Origin of the sequence: Variovorax sp. Varisp41, assembly GCF_047325085.1 — a bacterium.
In the GTDB taxonomy this organism is placed as follows: Bacteria; Pseudomonadota; Gammaproteobacteria; order Burkholderiales; family Burkholderiaceae_C; genus Variovorax.
In genome coordinates this window covers 1,721,221-1,740,532 of sequence record NZ_CP168540.1, presented here as the reverse complement: position 1 = coordinate 1,740,532, position 19,312 = coordinate 1,721,221, and the positions used below count along the sequence as shown (strand labels likewise).

Sequence of the window (19,312 nt, the reverse complement as noted above, 5' to 3'; positions counted from 1 at the left end):
TCCTTGGCGAGCGGGAGGCGCTCGGCGCGATTGTGGGCGCGTCCGTGCCGGCGTGCAGGAAGCAGGGCGCGGGAAGCGCCCGAGCACGCGAAAGGCCGCGCCGTTGTATGGTGTGGCCCGATGAGCATTTCGTTCTACCGGTCGGGCCCCGGCATGTTCTCGCCAGCGCGGCGCCTGGGGCGTGCCTGTGGCGCCGTCCTGTGCGGCTGGCTGCTGGCGAGCGGCCTGCAAGCCACCGCCGCTCCCACCGCCAGCGAAGCGGCGGCCGGCGAAGCGCCCGCGCAGGCTCTGCGTGCCCAGCACCGGCAGCTCAAGGACAAGCTCGAACGCAGCAGCTTCGGCCGTCCGATACAGCTCGACTCGATCGAGACGCCCGGCGGGCTGCAGGGCGACGTCTATGCGGTGGTCGAGCATCCGCTGTCGGAGGTCGGCAGCGCGCTCAAGGGCTCGGCCAACTGGTGCGAGCTGATGCTGCTGCACGTCAACAACCGGCGCTGCCGCGTCAGCGGCGCGCCGGGCCGCGAGACGCTCACGCTCTACGTGGTGCGGCGCTACGACAAGCCGGTCGACCAGGCCTTCGAGCTGCCCTTCGCCTACCGCGTGGCGAGCGCGACGCCCGAGCACCTGATGATCGACCTGTCGGCCGCCAGCGGCCCCTTCGGCACCAGCAACTACCACGTCACGCTGGAGGCGGTGGCGCTCGACGAGCGCAAGAGCTTCCTGCACTTCAGCTACAGCTACGACCACAGCCTGATGGTGAAGCTCGCCACCCAGGCCTACCTCGCGACCTTCGGGCGCGACAAGGTCGGCTTCACCGTGGTGGGGCAGGCGGCCGACGGCAAGCCCGAGTACATCCGCGGCATGCGCGGGCTGGTGGAGCGCAATGCGATGCGCTATTTCCTCACGCTCGACGCCTACCTCGCGGCCGATGCCAAGGGCCAGTCCGAGCAGCGCCAGCGCCACTGGTTCGCGGCCGCCGAGCAGTTCCCGCGCCAGCTGCACGAGATCGACCTCGACACCTACCTCGCGCTCAAGCGCGAGGATCGGCAGCGCGAGGGACTGGGCCGCTGAGCGCCGCCGTGCCGGCCCTGGCCGGCGGTAGCCGCAGGTGCCGCGTGGCGCCGGCCGTGCGCATCACGGCCGACAGCAGCGAGCGGAACCACAGGTGGCCCGGCGCGCGCTGGTGGCGCGCATGCCAGAGCTGGTAGAAGCGCATCGGCGGGAAATCGAGCGGCGCCGGCACGATCGCCAGCGGCAGCAGGGCGGCGTAGTGTTGCGCGAAGTGCCGGCTGGTGGTGAAGATCAGGTCGGTGCCGGGCAGGAGCTGCGGCGCCATCGAGAAGTAGGGCACCGTCACGGTCGGCGTGCGCGCCAGGCGCAGCGTGGCCAGGTGGCTCTCGACCACGCCGCGCTGCAGGGTGCTGTAGAGCTGCGGCACCACGTGGGCGCCGTGCAGGTAGTCGCTCAACGCGAGGCCCTGCGCGCCCGGGTGGTCGCGGTCGACCAGGCAGACGATCTCGTCCTCCATCAGCAAGGTGGTGTGCAGGTGCTCGGGCGGCTGCGGCCAGTTGCCCACCACCACGTCGAGCGAGCCGTCGGCCAGCGCGGCCTCGACGTCGAACTCGGGCCCGAGCGGATGCATGAACAGGCGCGCGCCCGGCGCGGTGCCGCGCAGGTACTGCACCACCGCGGCCATCAGCGGCGGCGCCAGGTAGTCGGGCGTGCCGAGGTGGAAGGTCAGCCGCGTGGTCGCGGGATCGAAGCTGTCGGCCGGCGCGAGCAGGGCGTCGATCTCGCCAAGCACCACGCGCACCGAGGCCTCGAGCCGCAGCGCGCGCTCGGTCGGCACCATGCGCTGCTTGTCCTTCACCAGCAGCGGGTCGCCGAAGATCTCGCGCAGCCGCTTGAGCGCGGTGCTCACGGCCGGCTGCGACTGGTTGAGCCGCGTGGCGGCGCGCGAGACGCTGCGCTCGGCCAGCAGAACGGCGAAGACGCGCAGCAGGTAGGTGTCGAAAGGATCGTTGGCGCGGGACATGGAGGAAGGGCGCTGCACAGCTTTGGTGCCGAGCCATCGCGCGGGCCCGGCGCTTTGCTATGCCGCGCATAACGCGCTAGCGATTGGCGTGCCATGGGCCGCTTCCTAGAGTGCGGGCATTGCTCTTGCTGGACCGCGCCATGACCTCCACCGCCCACCTTTCCCCTGTTCGTCCCACGCGCCGCGGCGCGCTGCAGCTGCTGGCGGCCGGCGCCGCCGCGCTCGCGCTGCCGGCCTTCGCGCAGTGGCCCGACCGGCCGATCAGGATCGTCGTGACCTTCCCGCCCGGCGGCTCCAGCGACATCCTGGCGCGCGTGATGGGCGAGCAGCTCGCGCGCCGGCTCGGCCAGGCGGTGGTGATCGACAACAAGCCCGGCGCGGGCGGCACCATCGGCGGCGCCCAGGTCGCGGCCGCGGCGCCCGACGGCTACACGCTGATGCTCGCCAACACCACGCCGATCGCGCTCGGGCCCTTCACGCTCGACAAGCAGCCCTACGACCCGGTCGCGGCCTTCAGCCACATCGCCGCGCTGGGCTCGGCGCCGCTGGTGGTGATGGCCAGCAAGGGCTCGGGCATCGCGAGCTTCGCCGACCTGGAAGCCCGCGCGCGCAAGGACGGTCGGCTCGATTTCGGCTCGGGCGGCCCGGGCTCGATCGGCCATATCCACGGCGAGCTGATCCGCCGCGTGACCGGGCTGCACCTGGAGCATGTGCCCTATCGCGGCGGCGCGCCGATGACCACCGACCTGATCGCCAACACCATCCCCGTGGGGATCGACGTGATCACCGCCTACGTGCCGTACTTCAAGAGCGGCCAGCTGGTGCCGCTGGCGGTCACGGGCAGCGCGCGCTCGCCGCTGATGCCCGAGGTGCCGGCCATCGCCGAAGTCGGGCAGCCCAGGCTGGTGCTCGAGAACTTCTTCGGCCTCAGCGGCCCCGCGAAGCTGCCGCCCGAGGTGGTGGCGCGCCTCCACGCCGCCTGCAACGAGGTGCTGGCGATGGCCGAGGTTCAGAAGAAGCTGATCGAGCTGGGCATCGTCGCCAAGCCCGAGACGACGGCCCGCTTCGAGGGCATCGTGAAGGAGCAGGTGGCGGTGCTCGGGCCGACGGTGAAGGCGGCGGGCATCAAGCTCTGAGGTCCGCCGGCCCGGCGGGCCTCAGTCCGCCAGCGTGAGCAGCGGCACGTCGCGCTCGCGCGCCATCGCCTCGAGTTCGGCGCGGCTGCGCAGCGCGATCCAGGCCGCCACGCCCTCGTGCGTGGCCGGCGCCATCATGTCGCGCGAGGCCAGGCCCGCGGCCTCGCACAGCCGGGCGGCGAAATGCGGCTCGAGCGCGGCCACCGCCACGCGGCCATCGGCGCAGGGATAGACGCGGTAGCCCGCATGCGCGCCGCCGACCGCGCCTTGCGGCTGCGTCAGGCCCCAGGTGCGCGGCAGCGCGAGCCAGTCGGCCGAGACATTGAGCGCGACCTCGAGGTACACGCCCCCGGCCGTGGCGCCGCGCGCGCGCAGCAGCAGCGCCTTGAGCACCGCCTCGCTCGCGAGCAGCGCGCCGCCCATGTCGGCGAACAGCGTGGCCGGCAGCGCGGTGCCGGTGACCAGGCCGCTCTCGGCGAGGTAGGTCAGGTCGTGGCCCGGCTCCTCGGCGCGTTCGCCGTGGGCGCCGACGATCGCCACCTGCGACAGCGCCGGATGGCGCGCCTGCAGCGCGTTCCAGTCCAGGCCGAGCTTGGCCAGCGCCGAGGGACGGAACGAGGTCAGCAGCACGTCGGTGCACGCGAGCGCCTCGTGCAGCGCGCGCTGGCCGGCCTCGCTCTTGAGGTCGGCCGCCTCGATGGCGATGCCCTCGTGCAGCGCGGCATAGGCCGCCTCGTTGTAGAGCGCCATCGGGTCGCCCGCGGGCGGCTCGAGCTTCAGGCAATCGGCGCCCATGCGGCGGCAGCGCAGCAGCGCGGCCGGGCCGGGCAGGTTGAGCGCGAGGCTCAGGATGCGCACGCCGGCGAGCGGCTGCGAGGAGGCGTCGATGGAGTCGGGCATGGCTGCATTCTCGCCCCCGCCCCGCGTCGCGGGCGCGACGCGGCCCCCGATGCGCGCGCCGCCCGCCGCGCGTAGCATGGCCGCCGTCAGGCAAACCTCCAGGAGACGACGCATGTTCCAACCTTCCCTCATGAGCGGCCAGCGCATCCTCGTGACCGGCGGCGGCACCGGGCTCGGCCGCGCGATGGCCGAGCGCTTCCTCGGCCTGGGCGCCGACATCGCGATCTGCGGCCGGCGCCAGTCGGTCTGCGAGGAGACCGCGGCCGAGTGGCGCCAGCAGTTTCCCGAGCGGCGCATCGACACCTTCGGCGTCGACATCCGCGTCGCCCAGAGCGTGGACGAGATGGTCGAGAGCCTCTGGCAGAGCGGCGGCCTCACCGGCCTGGTGAACAACGCGGCCGGCAACTTCGTCTCGCCGACCGAGAGTCTCTCGCCGCGCGCCTTCGACGCGATCGCGAACATCGTCTTCCACGGCAGCTTCTACGTCACGCAGGCCGTGGGCAAGCGCTGGGTGGCCGAGGCCAAGTCGGGCCAGTGGAAGGCCGGCGATGCCTTCCGCAGCGTGATGAGCATCATCGTGACCTGGGTCGACAACGGCAGCCCCTACGTGGTGCCCTCGGCGATGAGCAAGGCCGGCATCGAGGTGATGACCAAGTCGCTCGCGGTGGAGTGGGCGCGCTATGGCGTGCGGCTCAATGCCGTGGGCCCGGGCGAGATCCCGACCGAGGGCATGAGCAAGCGCCTGAACCCCGGCGAGGAGCCGGGCGCGCGCACCATCGCGATGAGCCCGATGGCGCGCACCGGCCGCATGAGCGAGCTGCAGAACATCGCGGCCTTCCTGATGTCGCCGGGCCAGTGCGACTGGCTCACGGGCCAGAGCATCATGATGGACGGCGCCAACGCGCTGGCCAATGGCGGCAACTTCTACGAGCTGCGCCAGTGGAGCGACGGCGACTGGCTGGCCGCGCGCGAGCGCATCGAGGCGCAGAACCAGAAGGACAAGACGCAGCGCTGAGCCTGCGCGCTACTTCCTCGGCGGCTTCGCCGCGTGCACGGTGACGTGCTTGTTCACGGGGCTCGACAGCACCAGCGAGGTGGTGACCGCGCCGTCGACCGCGAGCGCGTCCACCACGCGCTCGAGTTCGGCCGGCTCGGCGATCGCGCAGCGCACGATGAAGCAGTCCTCGCCGGTCACGCGGTCGGCGCTCAGCACCTCGGGCATCTGCTCGAACAGCTTGAGGTAGCGCGCGATGCCCGCATGCGTGGTGTCGATGCGGATGATGGCCTGCAGCCCCACGCCGAGCGCGCGCAGGTTGACGCGCGCGCCGTAGCCCTCGATCACGCCCGCGTCCTCGAGCTTGCGCACGCGCTCGCTCATGGCCGGCTGCGACAGGCCGATGCGCTTGCCCAGCGCCGCGAGGCTCTGGCGCGCGTCGGCCTGCAGGGCCTCGAGGATCAGGCGGTCTTTCTTGTCGATGTCCATGCGATGAGAAGAGGGTTCGCCGATGGTCCATCGGCCGGGAGCGCCGATTTTCGATGAATGCCCGTGGCCCGCGCGCGCAGGCTCCGCTAAGGTCGTGGCTTCGTTCAAGACAAGAAGGAGGAACCCTCGATGCAACTCGTCGGCATGCTCGACTCGCCCTACGTGCGCCGCACCGCCGTCTCGCTGCGGCTGCTGGGCATTCCCTTCGAACACCGCTCGCTCTCGGTGTTCAGCACCTTCGAGCAGTTCCGCGCGATCAACCCGGTGGTCAAGGCGCCGACGCTGGTGCTCGACGACGGCGCGGTGCTGATGGATTCGACCCTGATCGTCGAGTACGCCGAGTTCCTCGCCGGCCGCAGCCTGTGGCCGGCCGAGGCGGCGGCGCGGCTGCGCGCGCTGCGCCTCACGGGGCTCGCGCTCGCGGCCTGCGAGAAGACGGTGCAGATCGTCTACGAGCGCAACCTCCGGCCGGCCGAGAAGCTGCATCAGCCCTGGGTGGACCGGGTGCTGGGGCAATTGCTGGCGGCCTATGACGAACTCGAGCGCGAGGTGGCGGTGGCGCCGTGGACCGCCGAAGAAGCGGCGCTGACGCAGGACGCCGTCTCGGCGGCCGTGGCCTGGTCGTTCACGCAGCTGATGCTGCCCGAGCTGGTGGCACCCGCGCGTTGCCCGGCACTGGCGGCCCATGCCGCGCGCGCCGAGGCCCTGCCGGTGTTCGCGGCGCTGCCGCAGCTCTGATCAGGCCGCGATGTCGGCGCCGCGCTCGGCCAGCAGGCCGCGCAGCAGCGAGCGGTGGCAGCGCGACTCGTCCTCGCAGTAGCAGCCCACGGCCAGCGCGGTCCGGTGCGAGAGCGCCGCGAGCAGGTCGAGGCTGCGGCTCGCGTCGGCCTCGGCCATCTCGGCCTTGTACTTGCGCATGAAGGCCGTCCACTCGGCCGGCGTCTGCGCGGCCTGGCCCAGCTTCATGGTCTCGGTCGAAGGCGCGAGGTTCGGGTACCAGACGTCGTACCAGTCCTGCGACGCGAATTCGCTCTTGGGCACGCCACGCGGCGGGCGCCGCACGGTGCCCACGCGCAGGCCTTCGCCGGGGCTGCGCGGCGTGCCGAGTCGAACGATGCGGATGCTCATGGGAGGTCTCCTCTAGGTACCGACGATGCCGCCGTCGCGCCGCCGGATCGCCAGCGTGGCCGAGCGCGGCCGCGCGCTGCCCGGCGCGGTGCCGTCGGGCCAGGCGCTGTTGTGCGTGGCGCTGCCGTCGTCGCGCGACTCGCCCGGATGCTGGACGTTGACGAACAGCGCGCGGCGGTCGGGTGCGACCACGCAGCCCGTGATCTCGCAGCCGCTGGGCCCGGTCAGGAAGCGCTTGATGCGGCCCGTGGCCGGGTCGGCCACCAGCATCTGGTTGTTGCCCAGGGCGGTGTAGGGCGGCTTGCCGATCAGCTGGCCGCTCATGTCGGTCTGGATCCACAGCAGGCCGCCGCTGTCGAAGTGCAGGCCGTCGGGGCTGCCGAACAGGTCGGCATCGGCGCTCGGGTAGCGCGCGCCGCTGCCGGGCTGCGCGGTGTCGCCCGCGAGCACGAAATGCTCCCAGGCGAAGCCCGCGCTCGCCGCGTCGCCGTCGTCCTCGCGCCAGCGCAGGATGCCGCCGAACAGGTTGTCTGCGCGCGGGTTCGCGGCATCGGGGCCGGGCTTGCCGAGGTCGCCGCGCTGGCTGTTGTTGGTGAGCGTGACGTAGACCTCGCCGCCGGGGCTGATCGCGATCCACTCGGGGCGGTCCATCTTCGTGCCGCCCACCACGTCGGCCGCGAGCCGCGCATGGACCAGCACCTCGGCCTGGTCGGCGAAGCCGGCCGCGGCATCGAGCCCGAGGCGGCCGTGCACGAGCTCGATCCAGCGGCCGCGGCCGTCGGCGTCGAAGCGCGCGACGTACAGCGTGCCCTCGTCGAGCAGCCGCGCGTTGGCCGCCGCGCGCGAGCCCTCGCCGGCGGGCGCGATGCGGTCGGTGCTCAGGTACTTGTAGATGTATTCGAAGCGCGCGTCGTCGCCCATGTAGACCGCCACGCGGCCGTCCCTGGTCACGGTGCAGGTCGCGCTCTCCTGGCGCTTGCGGCCCAGCGCGGTGCGCTTGACGGGCTTCGCGGCGGGATCGAAGGGATCGATCTCGACCACCCAGCCGAAGCGGTGCGGCTCGTTGGGATGGCGGCTCAGGTCGAAGCGCTCGTCGAAGCGCCAGTACTCGACCCATTGCGAGCCCGCCACCGTGCCGTAGCGGCGCTGCGCGGGCGTGGCGTCCTTGGCCGCCTCCTTCGGGCCGCCGAAGTAGCCGTGGAAGTTCTCCTCGCAGGTGAGGTAGGTGCCCCAGGGCGTGACGCCCATCGCGCAGTTGGCGAAGGTGCCGAGCACCTCGGTGCCGGCGGGATCGAGCGCGGTGCGCAGGCGCGGCGAACCCGCGGCCGGGCCGGCGATGCGCATCGGCGTGTTGCCGTGCACGCGGCGGGCATAGGGCGAGGGCAGCACCTGGCGCCAGCCGCCCTCGGGCGTGCGCGCGATCTCGATCACCGACACGCCCATCGCATGCAGCGACTTGCGCACCTTCTGCGCATTCCATTCCTTCGTGCCGTCGGCGTGCAGCAACTGCTCGTCGGTGTACTCGTGGTTCATCACGAGCAGCGCGCGCCCGGGCGTGGCGAGCGGAAAGAAATGCATGCCGTCGTGGTGCATGCCGGCCTGCAGCGCCTGGTCGGCCGCGCTGTTGCCGCCGTCGGGCGCGAAGGCGGGCATCGGCTGACCCGCGATGCCGGTGGGCGTGCCCCAGGGGTAGAGCAGCTGCCATTCGTACTCGGGGGGCACCACGACCGCGTCGCGCAGCGAGGCCGGCACGGCCGTGAAGCCCAGTGCTTCGCCGGACAGCGTGGGCTTGGTGGCCCCGGCAGGATGCTGGGCCAGCAGCGCCACCACGGCGGCGGTGCCCGATTGCAGGAAGCGGCGGCGGTCGAGGGACATGAAAGGCGGTGCGGGTGTTGGGTCGGCGACAGCCGCCATCATCGCCGAGCACCGCGGCGCGCGATACTTTGCCAACGACCCCAGGAGACACACCGCATGACCGAACGCATCGAAACGATCCGCCACCCCGACGGCGTGGTGGAACTGCAGCTGGACCGCGCCGACAAGATGAACGCGCTCGACCCCGCGATGTTCGATGCGCTGATCGCCGCCGGCGAATCGCTGCGCGCCGACGCCACGGTGCGCGCGGTGGTGATCGCCGGGCGCGGCAAGGCCTTCTGCGCGGGCCTGGACATGGCTTCGTTCCAGCGCATGGAGCAGGGCACGGCCGGCGAGGTGCTGGGCCAGTCGGCCGGCGGCGCCGGGCTGGTGGCGCGCACGCACGGCCTCGCGAATGCCGCGCAGCAGGTCGCGATGGTGTGACGCGAGGTGCCGGTGCCGGTGATTGCCGCGGTGCATGGCGTGGCCTTCGGCGGCGGCCTGCAGGTGGCGCTGGGCGCGGACATCCGCATCGTCGCGCCCGACACCAGGCTGTCGGTGATGGAGATCAAGTGGGGCCTGGTGCCCGACATGGGCGGCATGGTGCTGATGCGCGAATTGGCGCGCAGCGACGTGGTGCGCGAGCTCACCTACACCGGCCGCGTGTTCTCGGGCGAGGAGGCGCTGCAGCTGGGCTTCGCCACGCGCCTTTCGGCCGATCCGCTGGCCGAGGCGCTCGCGATGGCGCACGAGATCGCGCTCAAGAGCCCCGACGCGATCCGCGCCGGCAAGCGGCTGCTCAATGCCTCGCTGGCGCACAGCGCGGCCGAACTCTTGATCGCCGAGTCGGTGGAGCAGCAGGCGCTGATCGGCAGCCCGAACCAGGTCGAGGCCGTGCGCGCCAACATCGAGCGGCGCGCGCCGCGTTTCGCCTCGCCCGGCTGAGCGAGCGCAACGACCGCGATACCCCCCAGGGAACATTCACCGGCACCGCCGCGCGAGGCGGGTGGCCCTTGCACGCGACGCGCCCGGTGCCCGCGGCGTGCGGCGCGCGCCTGCGCGTTCGCCGGCCGGGCCGGTGCCTCATGACCGTCGAGTGTGATCTTTTTGGCTCAAACAATTAACAAATTGATGCCGATCTGACACAAAGATTTACGATCATGTAAAATGTAAGTATTCGTTTTGGTGCAATGAGGCTCTTTGGGTCTCATTGTGTGCACTAGGTCACGACCCGATGCTCTGTACACGCCAGTCGCGGGAAATCCTTCGTATCACTGTCATCAATTACTAAAAGAACCTTGCCAAGCGGCAGCGACCCTGCATGTCGACGACCACGTTTTTCTGCAATCTCAACGTCCCCATCCTCGTGGGCGAGGATCGCTACAAGTACGTCCCGATCGTCGGCGTGTTCCGCACGATCGCGATGGACGACGTCGACGCCTGGGTGATGCATGCCGACGGCCGTCCGCGCAGCGACCGCGAACTGGCGGCGGAGGTGCTGGTCGAGATCCGCAAGCCGCTGGGCGCCACCGGCCGCACCGCGCCGCATGCCTTCGAGGTGGCGGACATCCTGCAGCTCGACCGCGCGGCGGCGATCGTGGTGTCGACCTACCTCGCCGCGCTGCCGCGCGTCTGAGCGGCCTTCTTCCTTCTCTTCGTCAGCGCTTCCCGCGCGCATCCACCGGCCAGATGGCGACCAGCGTGTCGTCCTCGACCACGTGGTAGACGTCGTGCAGGTTCACGGTCGGGTCGCAGTGCGGCGTCACGAACTCGACGCGCGCGCCCAGCGCCGGGCGCTCGTCGGGCGGCACCAGCAGCTTGCCGTGCTCGTCGCCGAAGAAGGCATAGCGGCTGCCCGTGCCGGCGCCGCGCGCCACCAGCGGCACGCCGCTGTCGGTGGCGAAGCACTTGGTGCCGCCGTCCACCGTGACCCAGTCGGCCGCCTGCGTGCTGACCACCGCGGCCTGCACGAACAGCGAGACCTCGAAGGCCTGCGCCGGCGCATTGCCGGCCAGCACCTGCGCGTACTCGGCATCCATGAACACGTACGAGCCGGCCTGCAGCTCGGTGAAGCCGTCGCCCTGCGCATCGAGGTCGTGGGTGCCGGTGCCGGCCCCGGTCACGATCTCGAAGCGCAGGCCCTGGCGCTCGGCCGCGGCCACGATCTGCGCCACCGTCCGGCGCAGGCCCGCGGCCGAGGCGCTGCGATGTTCGCGCTCCACGATGTGCTGCAGGTTGCCCGCATAGGCCTGCAGTCCGCGCAGCCGCAGCCGCGGCTCGGCCGCGATCGCCGCGGCCAGCGCCAGCACCTGGGCTTCGGTGGCCGCGCCGGTGCGGTTGTAGCCCGCGCCGTAGTCGACCAGCACGTCGAGCGGATGGGGCAGGGCGGCGGCGGCGCGCGCGAGCTCGGCGGCATTGCGCGGATCGTCGATCACCACCATCAGCCCGCCGGGGCCGGCCTGGCGCGCGAGCTTGAGCACGCGCGCGATCTTGCTCGGCGTGACCGCGGGCGAGGTCAGCAGCACGCCCGGGATGCCGCTCGCGACCATCACCTCGGCCTCGCCCACCGTCACGCAGCTCACGCCGATGGCGCCGGCCGCGACCTGCATGCGCGCGATCGCCACCGACTTGTGCGTCTTCACGTGCGGCCGCAGGCCCACGCCGCGCGAGCGCGCGAAGGCGGCCATGCGCTCGATGTTGCGCGTCATCGCGCTCAGGTCGATCAGCAGCGCCGGGGTGTCGAGCTGCTGGCGGCCGCCGGGCACGCCGATCAGCGGCGCATTGACGGGGGAGTGGGTTTCGAGGGACACGGGATGTCTCTTTCTGTGGAGGGTCGATGTGCCGCGCCGGAACACGCGGGCGAATGCCTTGTGAAATGATCGCATCGAAATGAGCGCGCCTTCCATCGTCCCCACCGATCCCCCAGCCTTCGACGGGCGAGCGCCATGAAGGCGCTCGACATCGAGGCCGTGCAGGCCTTCGTGCTGGTGGCCGACCTGCGCAGCTTCACGCGCGCGGCCGAGGCGCTCGACGGCACCCAGTCGGCCGTGAGCCTGCGCATCAAGCGGCTCGAGGACGGCCTGGGCCGCCGGCTGCTCGAACGCACGCCGCGCCGCGTGCGGCTGTCGGCCGAGGGCGATGCCTTCCTGCCCTTCGCGCGCAACCTGCTGGCCGCGCACAGCGGCGCGCTCGATGCCTTCGCGGCGCCGCGCCGCAGGCTGGTGGTGGGCCTGAGCCACCACATCGTCGGCGCCGAGCTGCCGCTGCTGCTGCGCCGCGTGAAGCAGGCCGAGCCCGACGTGGTGATGGAGGTGCGCATCTCCACCTCGCGCGAACTGCTCGAGGCCTTCGACCGCGGCACGCTCGATGCCGTGCTGGTGCTGCGCCACGACAGCCGCCGGCTCGACGGCGAGGTGCTGTTCGAGGAGCCCTTCGGCTGGATGGCCGCGCCCGACTTCGTGCACCGCTCGGGCGAGCCGCTGCCGCTGGCGACGCAGGCCGAGCCCTGCAGCGTGCGGCAGATGGCCGTCACGGCGCTGGCGCAGGGCGGCGTGCCCTGGTCCGAGGTGTTCGTGGGGGGCGGCATCCTCACGGTGGGCGCGGCCGTCTCGGCCGGACTCGCGGTGGCCGCGCTCGGCCGCCGCGTGGCGCCGGCCGGCACGATCGAGGTCGGCCCGGTGCTGGGCCTGCCGCCGCTGCCCGCGCGCGACGTGGTGCTGCATGCGGGCGTGTCCGATGCGCCGGCGCGGCGCGCCCTGAAGTCGCTGTCGGACGCGATGCGCGCGACGGCTGGCGGCCTCATGCGCTGAGCGCGCGCAGGGCGATGGCCGCCACGGCGGTGGCCATCGCCAGCACGGCGGCGCTAGAGAGCACGGCCAGCAGATGGCCTGCGAGCAGGTCGAAGGCGGTGGTCATGGCAGCGTCTCCAGGCCCGGCTTCGCGAGGTGCAGCACTTCGTAGATCGCGTCGCCATCGCCCGCTTCGGGCGCATCGGGCGCATCCGTCAGCAGCGTGAAGCGCACGATCCGCCAGGCGGCGAGGTCGAGCGCGCTCCAGGTCGCGACCACGCCTGCCTCTGGCTCGCGGGCCTGCGCGGCGAACACCGCCGCGCGATCGGCATCGGCATCGAGCGCGCGCTCGCTGCGCCGCAGCCAGGCCGCGCGTTCGGTGCGCGCCGCGCCGGCGCGCGCATCGAGCGGCAGCCAGCTCTCCACGCGCGGCCGGCCGAAGCTGTCGATCACGTTCTGGAAGCGCTCGCCCATCAGGAACGAAGCCGCGGCCGCCGGCTCGCGCCACAGGTAGACCGAGGCGTAGAGGTGGCCGACCGCACGGTGCCGGCCGCGCTCCTGCGCGACGAAGGCCTTGAACACCAGGCCCTCGGTGTGGTCCCACAGCGGGCCGCGCTGCGCCGCGCGGCGGCGGATGGCTTCCATGTCGTGGCCGGCCGGCAGCCGGTGCGAGTACTGCATCGCGAACATCGTGTCGCTCCTTGCATGCTTTGTTGAAGATGCAGCGAGCTTGCGATGCCGGGCGGGCCGGTTGAAGGGGCCGCGCGATATAGCTGTGATGTGGCGGCGCAATCGTCGCGTCGTTGCCGCGCAGCTAGGCGCGGCGCTTCGCCGCCTTCGGTGCCTGCGCGCGCAGGCCCTCGACCAGCAGGCGCCCCGTGGTCTGCAGATGCTCCGTGATCAGCGCCTGCGCGGCCTGCACGTCCTTGCCGAGCACCGCGTCGACCAGCGCCTGGTGCTCGCCGCGCACGTCGCGCCGGTCGCCGCCCAGCGGCGCCGACAGCTGCCGGTAGCGCTCGCTCTGCTGGTAGAGCATCAGGTGCATGCGCAGCAGCCAGCCGTTGGGGCAGCCGCTCACCAGCGCATGGTGGAACTCGGCATGGGCGGCGGTCCAGTCCTCGCTGAGCAGGGTCTGCGGCAGCTCGTGCTGCAGCTCGGCCAGCCGCGACAGCCGGTGGTGGGCCGACACCACGCGGCCTTCCCATTCGAGGCCGCCATGGCGGATCGCCTCGGCCAGGCAGAGCTTCTCGATCTCGATGCGCGCCTGCACCAGGTCCTCGAGTTCGGGCTCGGAGATCGGGCTGACCCGGAAACCACGCGCGGGCTCCGACACCACCAGCGACTCGGCCTCGAGCATCGCCAGACCCTCGCGCACCGCGCCCGCGCTCACGTCGAGCTCCTCGGCCAGCGCGGCGATGTTGAGCTTGGCGTCGGGCAGCAGGCGGCCGCCGACGATCGCGGCGCGCAGGTGGGTGAACACCAGCCGGGTCTGGCTCATGCCCTTGGTCTTCTCGTTCATCGCGTCCTTTCGCGCCGTGGTGTTGGCCCGGATCATACTTGGCAGGCTTTTAAATCTATGATTCAATAAATAATATATTATTTGAACGAAAAACCACGGATCCACCCGTCCACCGGAGACAAGCCGCCATGACCGCTTCCTCGCTTCGCACCGTCAAGAACCCGCCGCGCGCCGCGCTGCAGGCCGTGCATTCGCTCGACCGCTTCGTGTTCACCGTGCCCGACCTCGCCGAGGCCGAGCGCTTCTATGCCGCCTTCGGCCTTGATCCGCGCCGCGATGGCGGCCGGCTCGACCTCCACACCGTCGGCCATCCGCAGGTCTGGGGTTCGCTCCACGAAGCGCCGGGCCAGCCCAAGAAGCTGCAGTACCTGCGCTTCGGCTGCTTCGCGGAGGACTTCGACGCCATCGCCGCGCGCGCGCGGCAGCTGGGCCTGCCGCGCTGCGAGGCCCATCCGCTGAGCGCGGGGCAGGGCGGCGAGGCCGGTCTCTGGCTGCTGCATCCCGATGGCTTCCCGGTGCAGGTCGTGGTGGCCGCCAAGAGCTCGCCCGAGGCCGCGGGCGAACGGGTGCTCGCGCCGCGTCCGCCGCCGGGCGTGGGCGCGTCGCTCAACCGCGCGCGCATCCCGAAGGTGCACCCGCGCCGGCTCTCGCACGTGCTGCTGTTCAGCGCCAAGGTGCCCGAGGCGGTGCGCTTCTTCGAGGAGGCGCTGGGCCTGCGCGTCTCCGATCGTTCGGGCGACCTGATCGTCTTCATGCACGGCGTGCACGGCAGCGACCATCACCTGGTCGCGATGGCCAAGTCGGGCGGGCCCGGCCTGCATCACCTGAGCTGGGACGTGGCCGACATCGACGAGGTCGGCCGCGGCATGGAGCAGATGCTGGCCGCCGGCCATGTGCGCGGCTGGGGCGTGGGGCGCCACGTGCTGGGCTCGAACTATTTCCACTACGTGCGCGATCCCTGGGGCAGCTACTCCGAGTATTCGTACGACATCGACTTCGTGCCCGGCGACTTCGACTGGCCCGCCGCCGACCATCCGCCCGAAGACTCCTTCTATGCCTGGGGCCCGCGCGTGCCCGAGGACTTCGTCACCAACTTCGAGATCGAGCCCGCGCCGCCGGCCGCCGATCCCGCCGCCTGATCCCTTCGCGTTTCTCTTCCTCTTTCACCCACCACAAGGAACTCCCAATGCGCCTCCTGGCCTTTCAAAGCAGCGGCAAGCCCGCCCTCGGTCTTCGCCTCGGCGACGAAGTCGTGAACCTCAGCGCCGAAGGCCTGCCCGCCACGCTCGACGAGCTGCTGCGCGCCGGCCCCGAGGGCCTGGCCGCCGCGCGCCGCGCCGGCGAGAGCGCGCGCAGCCGGCTGCCGCTGGCCGGCCTCGACTGGCTGCCGCCCGTGCAGTCGCCCGCCAAGGCGATCGCGGTCGGCCTCAACTACATCGACCATGCGGCCGAGAGCAAGTTCGACCCGCCGACCTACCCGGTGCTGTTCCACCGCTTCGCCTCCTCGTGGGTGGGCCACGGCAAGGCGCTCGAGCGCCCGCACGTCTCGACCCAGTTCGACTACGAGGGCGAGCTGGTCATCGTGATCGGCAAGGCCGGCCGCTACATCGCCAAGGACCAGGCGCTCGACCACGTGGCCGGCTACTCGGTGTTCAACGACGGCTCGATCCGCGACTACCAGTTCAAGTCGGCGCAATGGATGATGGGCAAGAACTTCGACCGCTCGGGCTCGTTCGGCCCCGAGTTCGTGACCGCCGACGAGCTGCCCGCGGGCGCCGCCGGCCTGAAGCTGCAGACCCGGCTCAACGGCCAGGTGCTGCAGGACGCCAACACGCGCGACATGATCTTCGACGTGGCGACGCTGGTGTCGGTGTGCTCCGAGCCCTTCGCGCTGCAGCCCGGCGACATCATCATCGCGGGCACGCCCTCGGGCGTGGGCCTGGCGCGCAAGCCGCAGGTCTTCATGAAGGCCGGCGACGTCTGCGAGGTCGAGATCGAGGGCGTGGGCCTGCTGTCGAACCCGGTGGTCGACGGCGCCTGAGCCGAAGCCCGGGCGCGCTACACCGAGCAGTAGCGCTCCTGGATCTCGCGGTCGGCCAGCAGTTCGGCCGCGCCCGCGTGGTGCGCGATGCAGCCCTGGTCGACGATGTAGGCGCGGTCCGCGATCGACAGCGCCAGCTCGACGTTCTGCTCCACCAGCAGCAGCGTCTTGCCGGCGCGCTTCCAGGCCGCGAACAGCGCGAACATTTCGTCCACCAGCACCGGCATGATCCCTTCGCTGGGCTCGTCGAGCATCACCAGCTTGGGGTGCGCCACCATCGCGCGCGCGATCGCCAGCATCTGCTGCTCGCCGCCCGACATCGTGACCGCCACCTGCGCGAGCCGCTCCTTGAGGCGCGGAAAGGTCTGCGCCACCTCGTCGATCAGCTCCTGCTCGCGCGCGCGCCGGCCCGAGGCCAGGATGCCCAGGCGCAGGTTCTCGAGCACCGTGAGCCCGGGCACGATGCGGCGTTCCTCGAACACGTAGGCCAGCCCCTGGTGGAAGCGCCGGTGCGGCGGCAGGCCCAGCAGCGACACGCCGTCGAACAGCACGCTGCCGCGCGTGCGGCCCATCAGGCCCATGATGCTGCGCATGATCGTGGTCTTGCCCGCGCCGTTGCGCCCGATCAGGCAGACGATCTCGCCCGCGTGCACCTCGAGGTCGATGCCCTGCAGGATGTGGCTGCGGCCGTACCAGGCCTCGAGCTTGTGCACCGCGAGCAGCGGCGGTTGCGTTGGGGTCATCGGTGTTGCCCTCCGTGGCCGAGGTAGACGCGCTGCACGTCCTCGTTGGCGCGGATCTCCGCGGGACTGCCCTGGGCCAGCAGGCGGCCCTGGTGCAGCACCACGATGCGGTCGCTCACGCCCATGATCAGTTTCATCTTGTGCTCCACCAGCGCCACCGTGCGTTCGGCCACCAGCGCGAGGATCAGGTCCATCACCGAGCGCGTTTCCTCGGGGCTCATGCCGGCCGTGGGCTCGTCGAGCAGCAGCAGCTTGGGGTCGCTCGCCAGCGCCACCGCGATCTCGAGCGCGCGCTGCTCGCCGTGCGAGAGCCGCTCGGCGCGAAAGCCGCGCTTGTCCTGCAGCTGCACCCGCTCGAGCAGCCGCTCGGCCTTCTCGATCCAGTCGCGGCGCGCGGCGCGCGGGCGCCACCAGTCGAAGCCGCTGTCGAGCGCCTGCACCGCCACGCGCACGTTCTCCAGCACCGTGAGGTCGGGGAACAGGTTGGTCACCTGGAACGACTTGGCGATGCCCAGGTGCGCGAAGCGGTGCTGGGCCAGTCCGGTGATGTCGCGGCCGTCGAAGCGGATCTCGCCCGCGCTCGGCGCGAAGGCGCCCGAGACCATGTTGAAGAAGGTCGACTTGCCCGCGCCGTTGGGACCGATGATCGCGGTGAGCTGCCCGCGCGGGAAGCTCACGCCGATGTCTTCGTTGGCGGTGAACTGGCCGAAGCGCTTGGTGAGGCCGCGCGTCTCGAGGATGGCTTCGGCGCTCATCGTTCCATCCTCGCGAGCAGCGTGCCCCAGATGCCCTTCGGGAAGAACAGCACCAGCGCGATGAAGATCACCCCGACGATCAGCTGCCAGCGCTCGGTCACGGCCGTCAGCGCATGCTCCATCGCGAGGAACACGCCTGCGCCCACGAAGGGCCCGAAGAAGGTGCCCATGCCGCCGAGCAGCGTGACCATCATCACCTGGCCCGAGGTGTGGTACGACAGGGTGTCGATGCCCACGGTGGCGAGGTTGATCGCCGTCAGCGCGCCGGCCAGCCCGCAGAACAGGCCCGAGATCACGAACGACAGCAGCTTGGCGCGCTCCACGTCGAAGCCCGAGGCGCGGGCGCGCTGCTCGTTCTCGCGCACCGCCTCGAGCACCGCGCCGAACGGCGACTGCAGGATGCGCGACAGCAGCCACACGGCCAGCGCCACGAAGCAGAGCATGAAGTAGTAGCGGTTCAGCGGCTGCAGCAGGTCGACCTGCCAGCCGCCGAGGCGCAGCGTGGGCACGTTCACGCCGCGCAGGCCGTTGTCGCCGCCGGTCAGCGAGGTCGCGTGGAAGGCCGCGAAGTACACGCACTGCGCGAGCGACAGCGTGACCATCGCGAAGTAGATGCCGCGCGTGCGGATCGCGAGCGCGCCGATGGCCAGCGCCACCAGCCCGCCGAGCGCGATGCCCGCCGCCACGGCCAGCGGCCAGGGCAGGCCGTGGCTGGCGATCAGGATGCCGCAGGCGTAGGCGCCGCTGCCGTAGAAGGCCGCGTGGCCGAACGACAGCTTGCCGGTGTAGCCGAAGGTCAGGTTGTAGCCCGCGGCGAACAGGCCGAACAGCAGGATGTTGATCGCCATCGCGTGGAAGGGCACGACCAGCGGGAACAGCGCGAGCACCGCGATGCTCAGCGGCACGCGGTGGCGCGTGGCCGCCTCGCGCAGCCGTCGCGCGCCCGGGGCCGCGGCGGCTTCGGCGCGCGGCGCGCGCAGCGGGGGCGGGGAGGAGGAAGTGGTGGTGGACATGGTCTGGAAAGCGTTGGAAGCGAAGGGCGCGCCTTCAGTCGCGCGCGCCGAACAGCCCGTTGGGCCGCAGGATCAGCACCGCGGCCATCAGCGCGAAGATGGCGAGTTCGGCGAGCTCGGGCTGGAACAGCGTGGTCATCGCCACCACCACGCCTACCAGCAGGCCGGCCACGATGGCGCCGACCAGCGAACCCATGCCGCCGATCACGGTGACCACGAAGGCCTCGATCAGCACCGAGCCGCCCATCTCGGGATTCACCCCGCGCAGCGGCGCCGCCAGCAGCCCGGCCAGGCCCGCGAGCGCGGTGCCGAGGCCGAAGATCAGGAGCCACACGCGGCCCACGTCGATGCCCAGCACCTTGAGCACCAGCGGGTCGCGCGCGCCGGCGCGGATCACCAGGCCCAGGCGCGTCTTCTCGATGAACAGCCACAGCGCCAGCAGCAGTGCCGCGCACAGGCCGAGCAGGAACAGCCGGTAGAGCGGGAACACGCCGAAGCCCAGGTCGACCGCGCCGCGCAGCGCCTCGGGCGTGGCGAAGGCCTCGCCCTGCACGCCCCAGACCATGCGCACGCCGTCGACCAGCACGTAGGCCAGCCCGAAGGTCAGCAGCAGCGGGTAGTCGACGCCGCGGCCGTACAGCGGCCGGATCAGCCAGCGCTCGGCCACCAGCCCCAGCAGGCCGACCGCGAGCGGCACCAGCAGCAGGCACCACCAGAAGCTGCCGGTGAGGCCGTAGGCGTAGACCGCCACGTAGGCGCCCAGCATGTAGAAGGCGCCGTGCGCGAAGTTGACCACGCCCAGCAGCCCGAAGATGAGCGACAGGCCGACGGCCACCAGCACGTAGATGGCACCGAGCGCCAGGCCCACGAAGAGCTGCTGGAGCAGCAGGGAGATGGAGAGTTCCACGGCGAGGCTC

Annotated in this window: 20 protein-coding genes and 1 pseudogene; 9 read left to right on the top strand and 12 right to left on the bottom strand. The window is 71.6% G+C overall.

Features of this window, described 5'->3' with window-relative positions; genetic code table 11:
- Positions 1–120: 120 nt before the first annotated feature.
- Positions 121–1,071: a hypothetical protein gene (locus tag ACEN9J_RS08150; protein ID WP_413763783.1), complete on the top strand. Its 951-nt coding sequence runs from the start codon at positions 121–123 to the stop codon at positions 1,069–1,071.
- Here the strand turns inward: ACEN9J_RS08150 and ACEN9J_RS08145 are convergent.
- Positions 1,031–2,035, bottom strand: coding sequence for a LysR family transcriptional regulator (locus ACEN9J_RS08145; RefSeq protein WP_413763782.1), 1,005 nt, complete (start codon positions 2,033–2,035; stop codon positions 1,031–1,033). The two genes, ACEN9J_RS08150 and ACEN9J_RS08145, sit on opposite strands and share 41 nt — an antisense overlap.
- A 140-nt stretch (positions 2,036–2,175) precedes the next feature.
- Here ACEN9J_RS08145 and ACEN9J_RS08140 point away from each other — a divergent pair, with 140 nt between their 5' ends.
- The gene (locus ACEN9J_RS08140; RefSeq protein ID WP_057594284.1) at positions 2,176–3,171 is read left to right on the top strand and encodes a Bug family tripartite tricarboxylate transporter substrate binding protein; all 996 of its coding nucleotides are present in this window, start codon (positions 2,176–2,178) and stop codon (positions 3,169–3,171) included.
- Positions 3,172–3,192: 21 nt separating this feature from the next.
- On the opposite strand, the gene ACEN9J_RS08135 is transcribed toward ACEN9J_RS08140, so the two are convergent.
- On the bottom strand, positions 3,193–4,071 hold the full coding sequence (locus ACEN9J_RS08135) for a CoA transferase (RefSeq protein WP_413763781.1): 879 nt from the start codon (positions 4,069–4,071) through the stop codon (positions 3,193–3,195).
- A 112-nt stretch (positions 4,072–4,183) separates the two neighbouring features.
- Between ACEN9J_RS08135 and ACEN9J_RS08130 the strand changes: the two genes are divergently transcribed.
- Positions 4,184–5,086, top strand: coding sequence for an SDR family oxidoreductase (locus ACEN9J_RS08130; protein ID WP_093342557.1), 903 nt, complete (start codon positions 4,184–4,186; stop codon positions 5,084–5,086).
- Positions 5,087–5,095: 9 nt separating this feature from the next.
- On the opposite strand, the gene ACEN9J_RS08125 is transcribed toward ACEN9J_RS08130, so the two are convergent.
- Positions 5,096–5,554 (bottom strand): Lrp/AsnC family transcriptional regulator, encoded by a 459-nt coding sequence (locus ACEN9J_RS08125; protein WP_261210888.1) that lies wholly within the window; start codon positions 5,552–5,554, stop codon positions 5,096–5,098.
- Between the two features lie 129 nt (positions 5,555–5,683).
- On the opposite strand from ACEN9J_RS08125, the gene ACEN9J_RS08120 reads away from it, so the two are divergent.
- A complete protein-coding gene (locus tag ACEN9J_RS08120; RefSeq protein ID WP_261210887.1) occupies positions 5,684–6,292 on the top strand; it encodes a glutathione S-transferase in 609 nt (202 codons plus the stop codon).
- On the opposite strand, the gene ACEN9J_RS08115 is transcribed toward ACEN9J_RS08120, so the two are convergent.
- On the bottom strand, positions 6,293–6,682 hold the full coding sequence (locus ACEN9J_RS08115) for a DUF488 domain-containing protein (protein WP_057594271.1): 390 nt from the start codon (positions 6,680–6,682) through the stop codon (positions 6,293–6,295). It abuts the gene before it with no gap.
- Between the two features lie 12 nt (positions 6,683–6,694).
- Positions 6,695–8,557 carry a PhoX family protein gene (locus tag ACEN9J_RS08110; protein WP_413763780.1) on the bottom strand — a complete coding sequence of 621 codons (1,863 nt, stop codon included), beginning with the start codon at positions 8,555–8,557 and terminating at the stop codon, positions 6,695–6,697.
- 96 nt (positions 8,558–8,653) lie between these two features.
- On the opposite strand from ACEN9J_RS08110, the pseudogene ACEN9J_RS08105 reads away from it, so the two are divergent.
- Together ACEN9J_RS08105 and ACEN9J_RS08100 are read left to right on the top strand one after the other, a co-directional pair.
- Positions 8,654–9,481: pseudogene (locus ACEN9J_RS08105) on the top strand (crotonase/enoyl-CoA hydratase family protein).
- A gap of 376 nt (positions 9,482–9,857) precedes the next feature.
- Complete coding sequence (locus ACEN9J_RS08100) at positions 9,858–10,172, top strand: hypothetical protein (protein ID WP_057594268.1); 315 nt, start codon at positions 9,858–9,860, stop codon at positions 10,170–10,172.
- A 22-nt stretch (positions 10,173–10,194) separates the two neighbouring features.
- Here the strand turns inward: ACEN9J_RS08100 and ACEN9J_RS08095 are convergent, their stop codons facing one another.
- Positions 10,195–11,346 carry a DSD1 family PLP-dependent enzyme gene (locus ACEN9J_RS08095; RefSeq protein ID WP_413763779.1) on the bottom strand — a complete coding sequence of 384 codons (1,152 nt, stop codon included), beginning with the start codon at positions 11,344–11,346 and terminating at the stop codon, positions 10,195–10,197.
- A gap of 135 nt (positions 11,347–11,481) precedes the next feature.
- Here ACEN9J_RS08095 and ACEN9J_RS08090 point away from each other — a divergent pair, with 135 nt between their 5' ends.
- The gene (locus ACEN9J_RS08090) at positions 11,482–12,345 is read left to right on the top strand and encodes a LysR family transcriptional regulator (RefSeq protein WP_413763778.1); all 864 of its coding nucleotides are present in this window, start codon (positions 11,482–11,484) and stop codon (positions 12,343–12,345) included.
- 102 nt (positions 12,346–12,447) lie between these two features.
- Here the strand turns inward: ACEN9J_RS08090 and ACEN9J_RS08085 are convergent, their stop codons facing one another.
- Both ACEN9J_RS08085 and ACEN9J_RS08080 read right to left on the bottom strand, forming a co-directional pair.
- The gene (locus ACEN9J_RS08085) at positions 12,448–13,014 is read right to left on the bottom strand and encodes a DUF4865 family protein (protein ID WP_413763777.1); all 567 of its coding nucleotides are present in this window, start codon (positions 13,012–13,014) and stop codon (positions 12,448–12,450) included.
- A gap of 124 nt (positions 13,015–13,138) precedes the next feature.
- Positions 13,139–13,843 (bottom strand): GntR family transcriptional regulator, encoded by a 705-nt coding sequence (locus ACEN9J_RS08080; RefSeq protein ID WP_413763776.1) that lies wholly within the window; start codon positions 13,841–13,843, stop codon positions 13,139–13,141.
- Between the two features lie 128 nt (positions 13,844–13,971).
- Here ACEN9J_RS08080 and ACEN9J_RS08075 point away from each other — a divergent pair, with 128 nt between their 5' ends.
- Positions 13,972–14,982 (top strand): VOC family protein, encoded by a 1,011-nt coding sequence (locus ACEN9J_RS08075; RefSeq protein ID WP_413763775.1) that lies wholly within the window; start codon positions 13,972–13,974, stop codon positions 14,980–14,982.
- A 47-nt stretch (positions 14,983–15,029) separates the two neighbouring features.
- Positions 15,030–15,884 carry a fumarylacetoacetate hydrolase family protein gene (locus ACEN9J_RS08070; protein WP_057594263.1) on the top strand — a complete coding sequence of 285 codons (855 nt, stop codon included), beginning with the start codon at positions 15,030–15,032 and terminating at the stop codon, positions 15,882–15,884.
- A gap of 17 nt (positions 15,885–15,901) precedes the next feature.
- Here the strand turns inward: ACEN9J_RS08070 and ACEN9J_RS08065 are convergent, their stop codons facing one another.
- Genes ACEN9J_RS08065 through ACEN9J_RS08050 form a run of 4 tightly spaced genes read right to left on the bottom strand, consistent with a single transcriptional unit; the run spans position 15,902 to position 19,302 of the window.
- Positions 15,902–16,627 carry an ABC transporter ATP-binding protein gene (locus ACEN9J_RS08065; protein WP_412179651.1) on the bottom strand — a complete coding sequence of 242 codons (726 nt, stop codon included), beginning with the start codon at positions 16,625–16,627 and terminating at the stop codon, positions 15,902–15,904.
- Entirely contained in the window at positions 16,624–17,382 is a 759-nt protein-coding gene (locus ACEN9J_RS08060; RefSeq protein ID WP_413763774.1) for an ABC transporter ATP-binding protein, read from the bottom strand. Before ACEN9J_RS08060 ends, ACEN9J_RS08065 begins: the two co-directional genes overlap by 4 nt.
- Positions 17,379–18,395 carry a branched-chain amino acid ABC transporter permease gene (locus ACEN9J_RS08055; protein WP_093342540.1) on the bottom strand — a complete coding sequence of 339 codons (1,017 nt, stop codon included), beginning with the start codon at positions 18,393–18,395 and terminating at the stop codon, positions 17,379–17,381. The genes ACEN9J_RS08060 and ACEN9J_RS08055 overlap by 4 nt, the downstream gene beginning before the upstream one ends.
- Positions 18,396–18,429: 34 nt before the next feature.
- Positions 18,430–19,302, bottom strand: a complete 873-nt coding sequence (locus ACEN9J_RS08050) for a branched-chain amino acid ABC transporter permease (RefSeq protein ID WP_413763773.1) — start codon at positions 19,300–19,302, stop codon at positions 18,430–18,432.
- Between the last annotated feature and the right edge of the window lie 10 nt (positions 19,303–19,312).

What these genes read in the sequence shown, in the direction of transcription:
- ACEN9J_RS08150 (WP_413763783.1), top strand. Translation starts at nt 121, where the DNA reads ATGAGCATTTCGTTCTACCGGTCGGGCCCCGGCATGTTCTCGCCAGCG.
- ACEN9J_RS08145 (WP_413763782.1), bottom strand. Translation starts at nt 2,035, where the DNA reads ATGTCCCGCGCCAACGATCCTTTCGACACCTACCTGCTGCGCGTCTTC.
- ACEN9J_RS08140 (WP_057594284.1), top strand. Translation starts at nt 2,176, where the DNA reads ATGACCTCCACCGCCCACCTTTCCCCTGTTCGTCCCACGCGCCGCGGC.
- ACEN9J_RS08135 (WP_413763781.1), bottom strand. Translation starts at nt 4,071, where the DNA reads ATGCCCGACTCCATCGACGCCTCCTCGCAGCCGCTCGCCGGCGTGCGC.
- ACEN9J_RS08130 (WP_093342557.1), top strand. Translation starts at nt 4,184, where the DNA reads ATGTTCCAACCTTCCCTCATGAGCGGCCAGCGCATCCTCGTGACCGGC.
- ACEN9J_RS08125 (WP_261210888.1), bottom strand. Translation starts at nt 5,554, where the DNA reads ATGGACATCGACAAGAAAGACCGCCTGATCCTCGAGGCCCTGCAGGCC.
- ACEN9J_RS08120 (WP_261210887.1), top strand. Translation starts at nt 5,684, where the DNA reads ATGCAACTCGTCGGCATGCTCGACTCGCCCTACGTGCGCCGCACCGCC.
- ACEN9J_RS08115 (WP_057594271.1), bottom strand. Translation starts at nt 6,682, where the DNA reads ATGAGCATCCGCATCGTTCGACTCGGCACGCCGCGCAGCCCCGGCGAA.
- ACEN9J_RS08110 (WP_413763780.1), bottom strand. Translation starts at nt 8,557, where the DNA reads ATGTCCCTCGACCGCCGCCGCTTCCTGCAATCGGGCACCGCCGCCGTG.
- ACEN9J_RS08100 (WP_057594268.1), top strand. Translation starts at nt 9,858, where the DNA reads ATGTCGACGACCACGTTTTTCTGCAATCTCAACGTCCCCATCCTCGTG.
- ACEN9J_RS08090 (WP_413763778.1), top strand. Translation starts at nt 11,482, where the DNA reads ATGAAGGCGCTCGACATCGAGGCCGTGCAGGCCTTCGTGCTGGTGGCC.
- ACEN9J_RS08085 (WP_413763777.1), bottom strand. Translation starts at nt 13,014, where the DNA reads ATGTTCGCGATGCAGTACTCGCACCGGCTGCCGGCCGGCCACGACATG.
- ACEN9J_RS08080 (WP_413763776.1), bottom strand. Translation starts at nt 13,843, where the DNA reads ATGAACGAGAAGACCAAGGGCATGAGCCAGACCCGGCTGGTGTTCACC.
- ACEN9J_RS08075 (WP_413763775.1), top strand. Translation starts at nt 13,972, where the DNA reads ATGACCGCTTCCTCGCTTCGCACCGTCAAGAACCCGCCGCGCGCCGCG.
- ACEN9J_RS08070 (WP_057594263.1), top strand. Translation starts at nt 15,030, where the DNA reads ATGCGCCTCCTGGCCTTTCAAAGCAGCGGCAAGCCCGCCCTCGGTCTT.
- ACEN9J_RS08065 (WP_412179651.1), bottom strand. Translation starts at nt 16,627, where the DNA reads ATGACCCCAACGCAACCGCCGCTGCTCGCGGTGCACAAGCTCGAGGCC.
- ACEN9J_RS08060 (WP_413763774.1), bottom strand. Translation starts at nt 17,382, where the DNA reads ATGAGCGCCGAAGCCATCCTCGAGACGCGCGGCCTCACCAAGCGCTTC.
- ACEN9J_RS08055 (WP_093342540.1), bottom strand. Translation starts at nt 18,395, where the DNA reads ATGTCCACCACCACTTCCTCCTCCCCGCCCCCGCTGCGCGCGCCGCGC.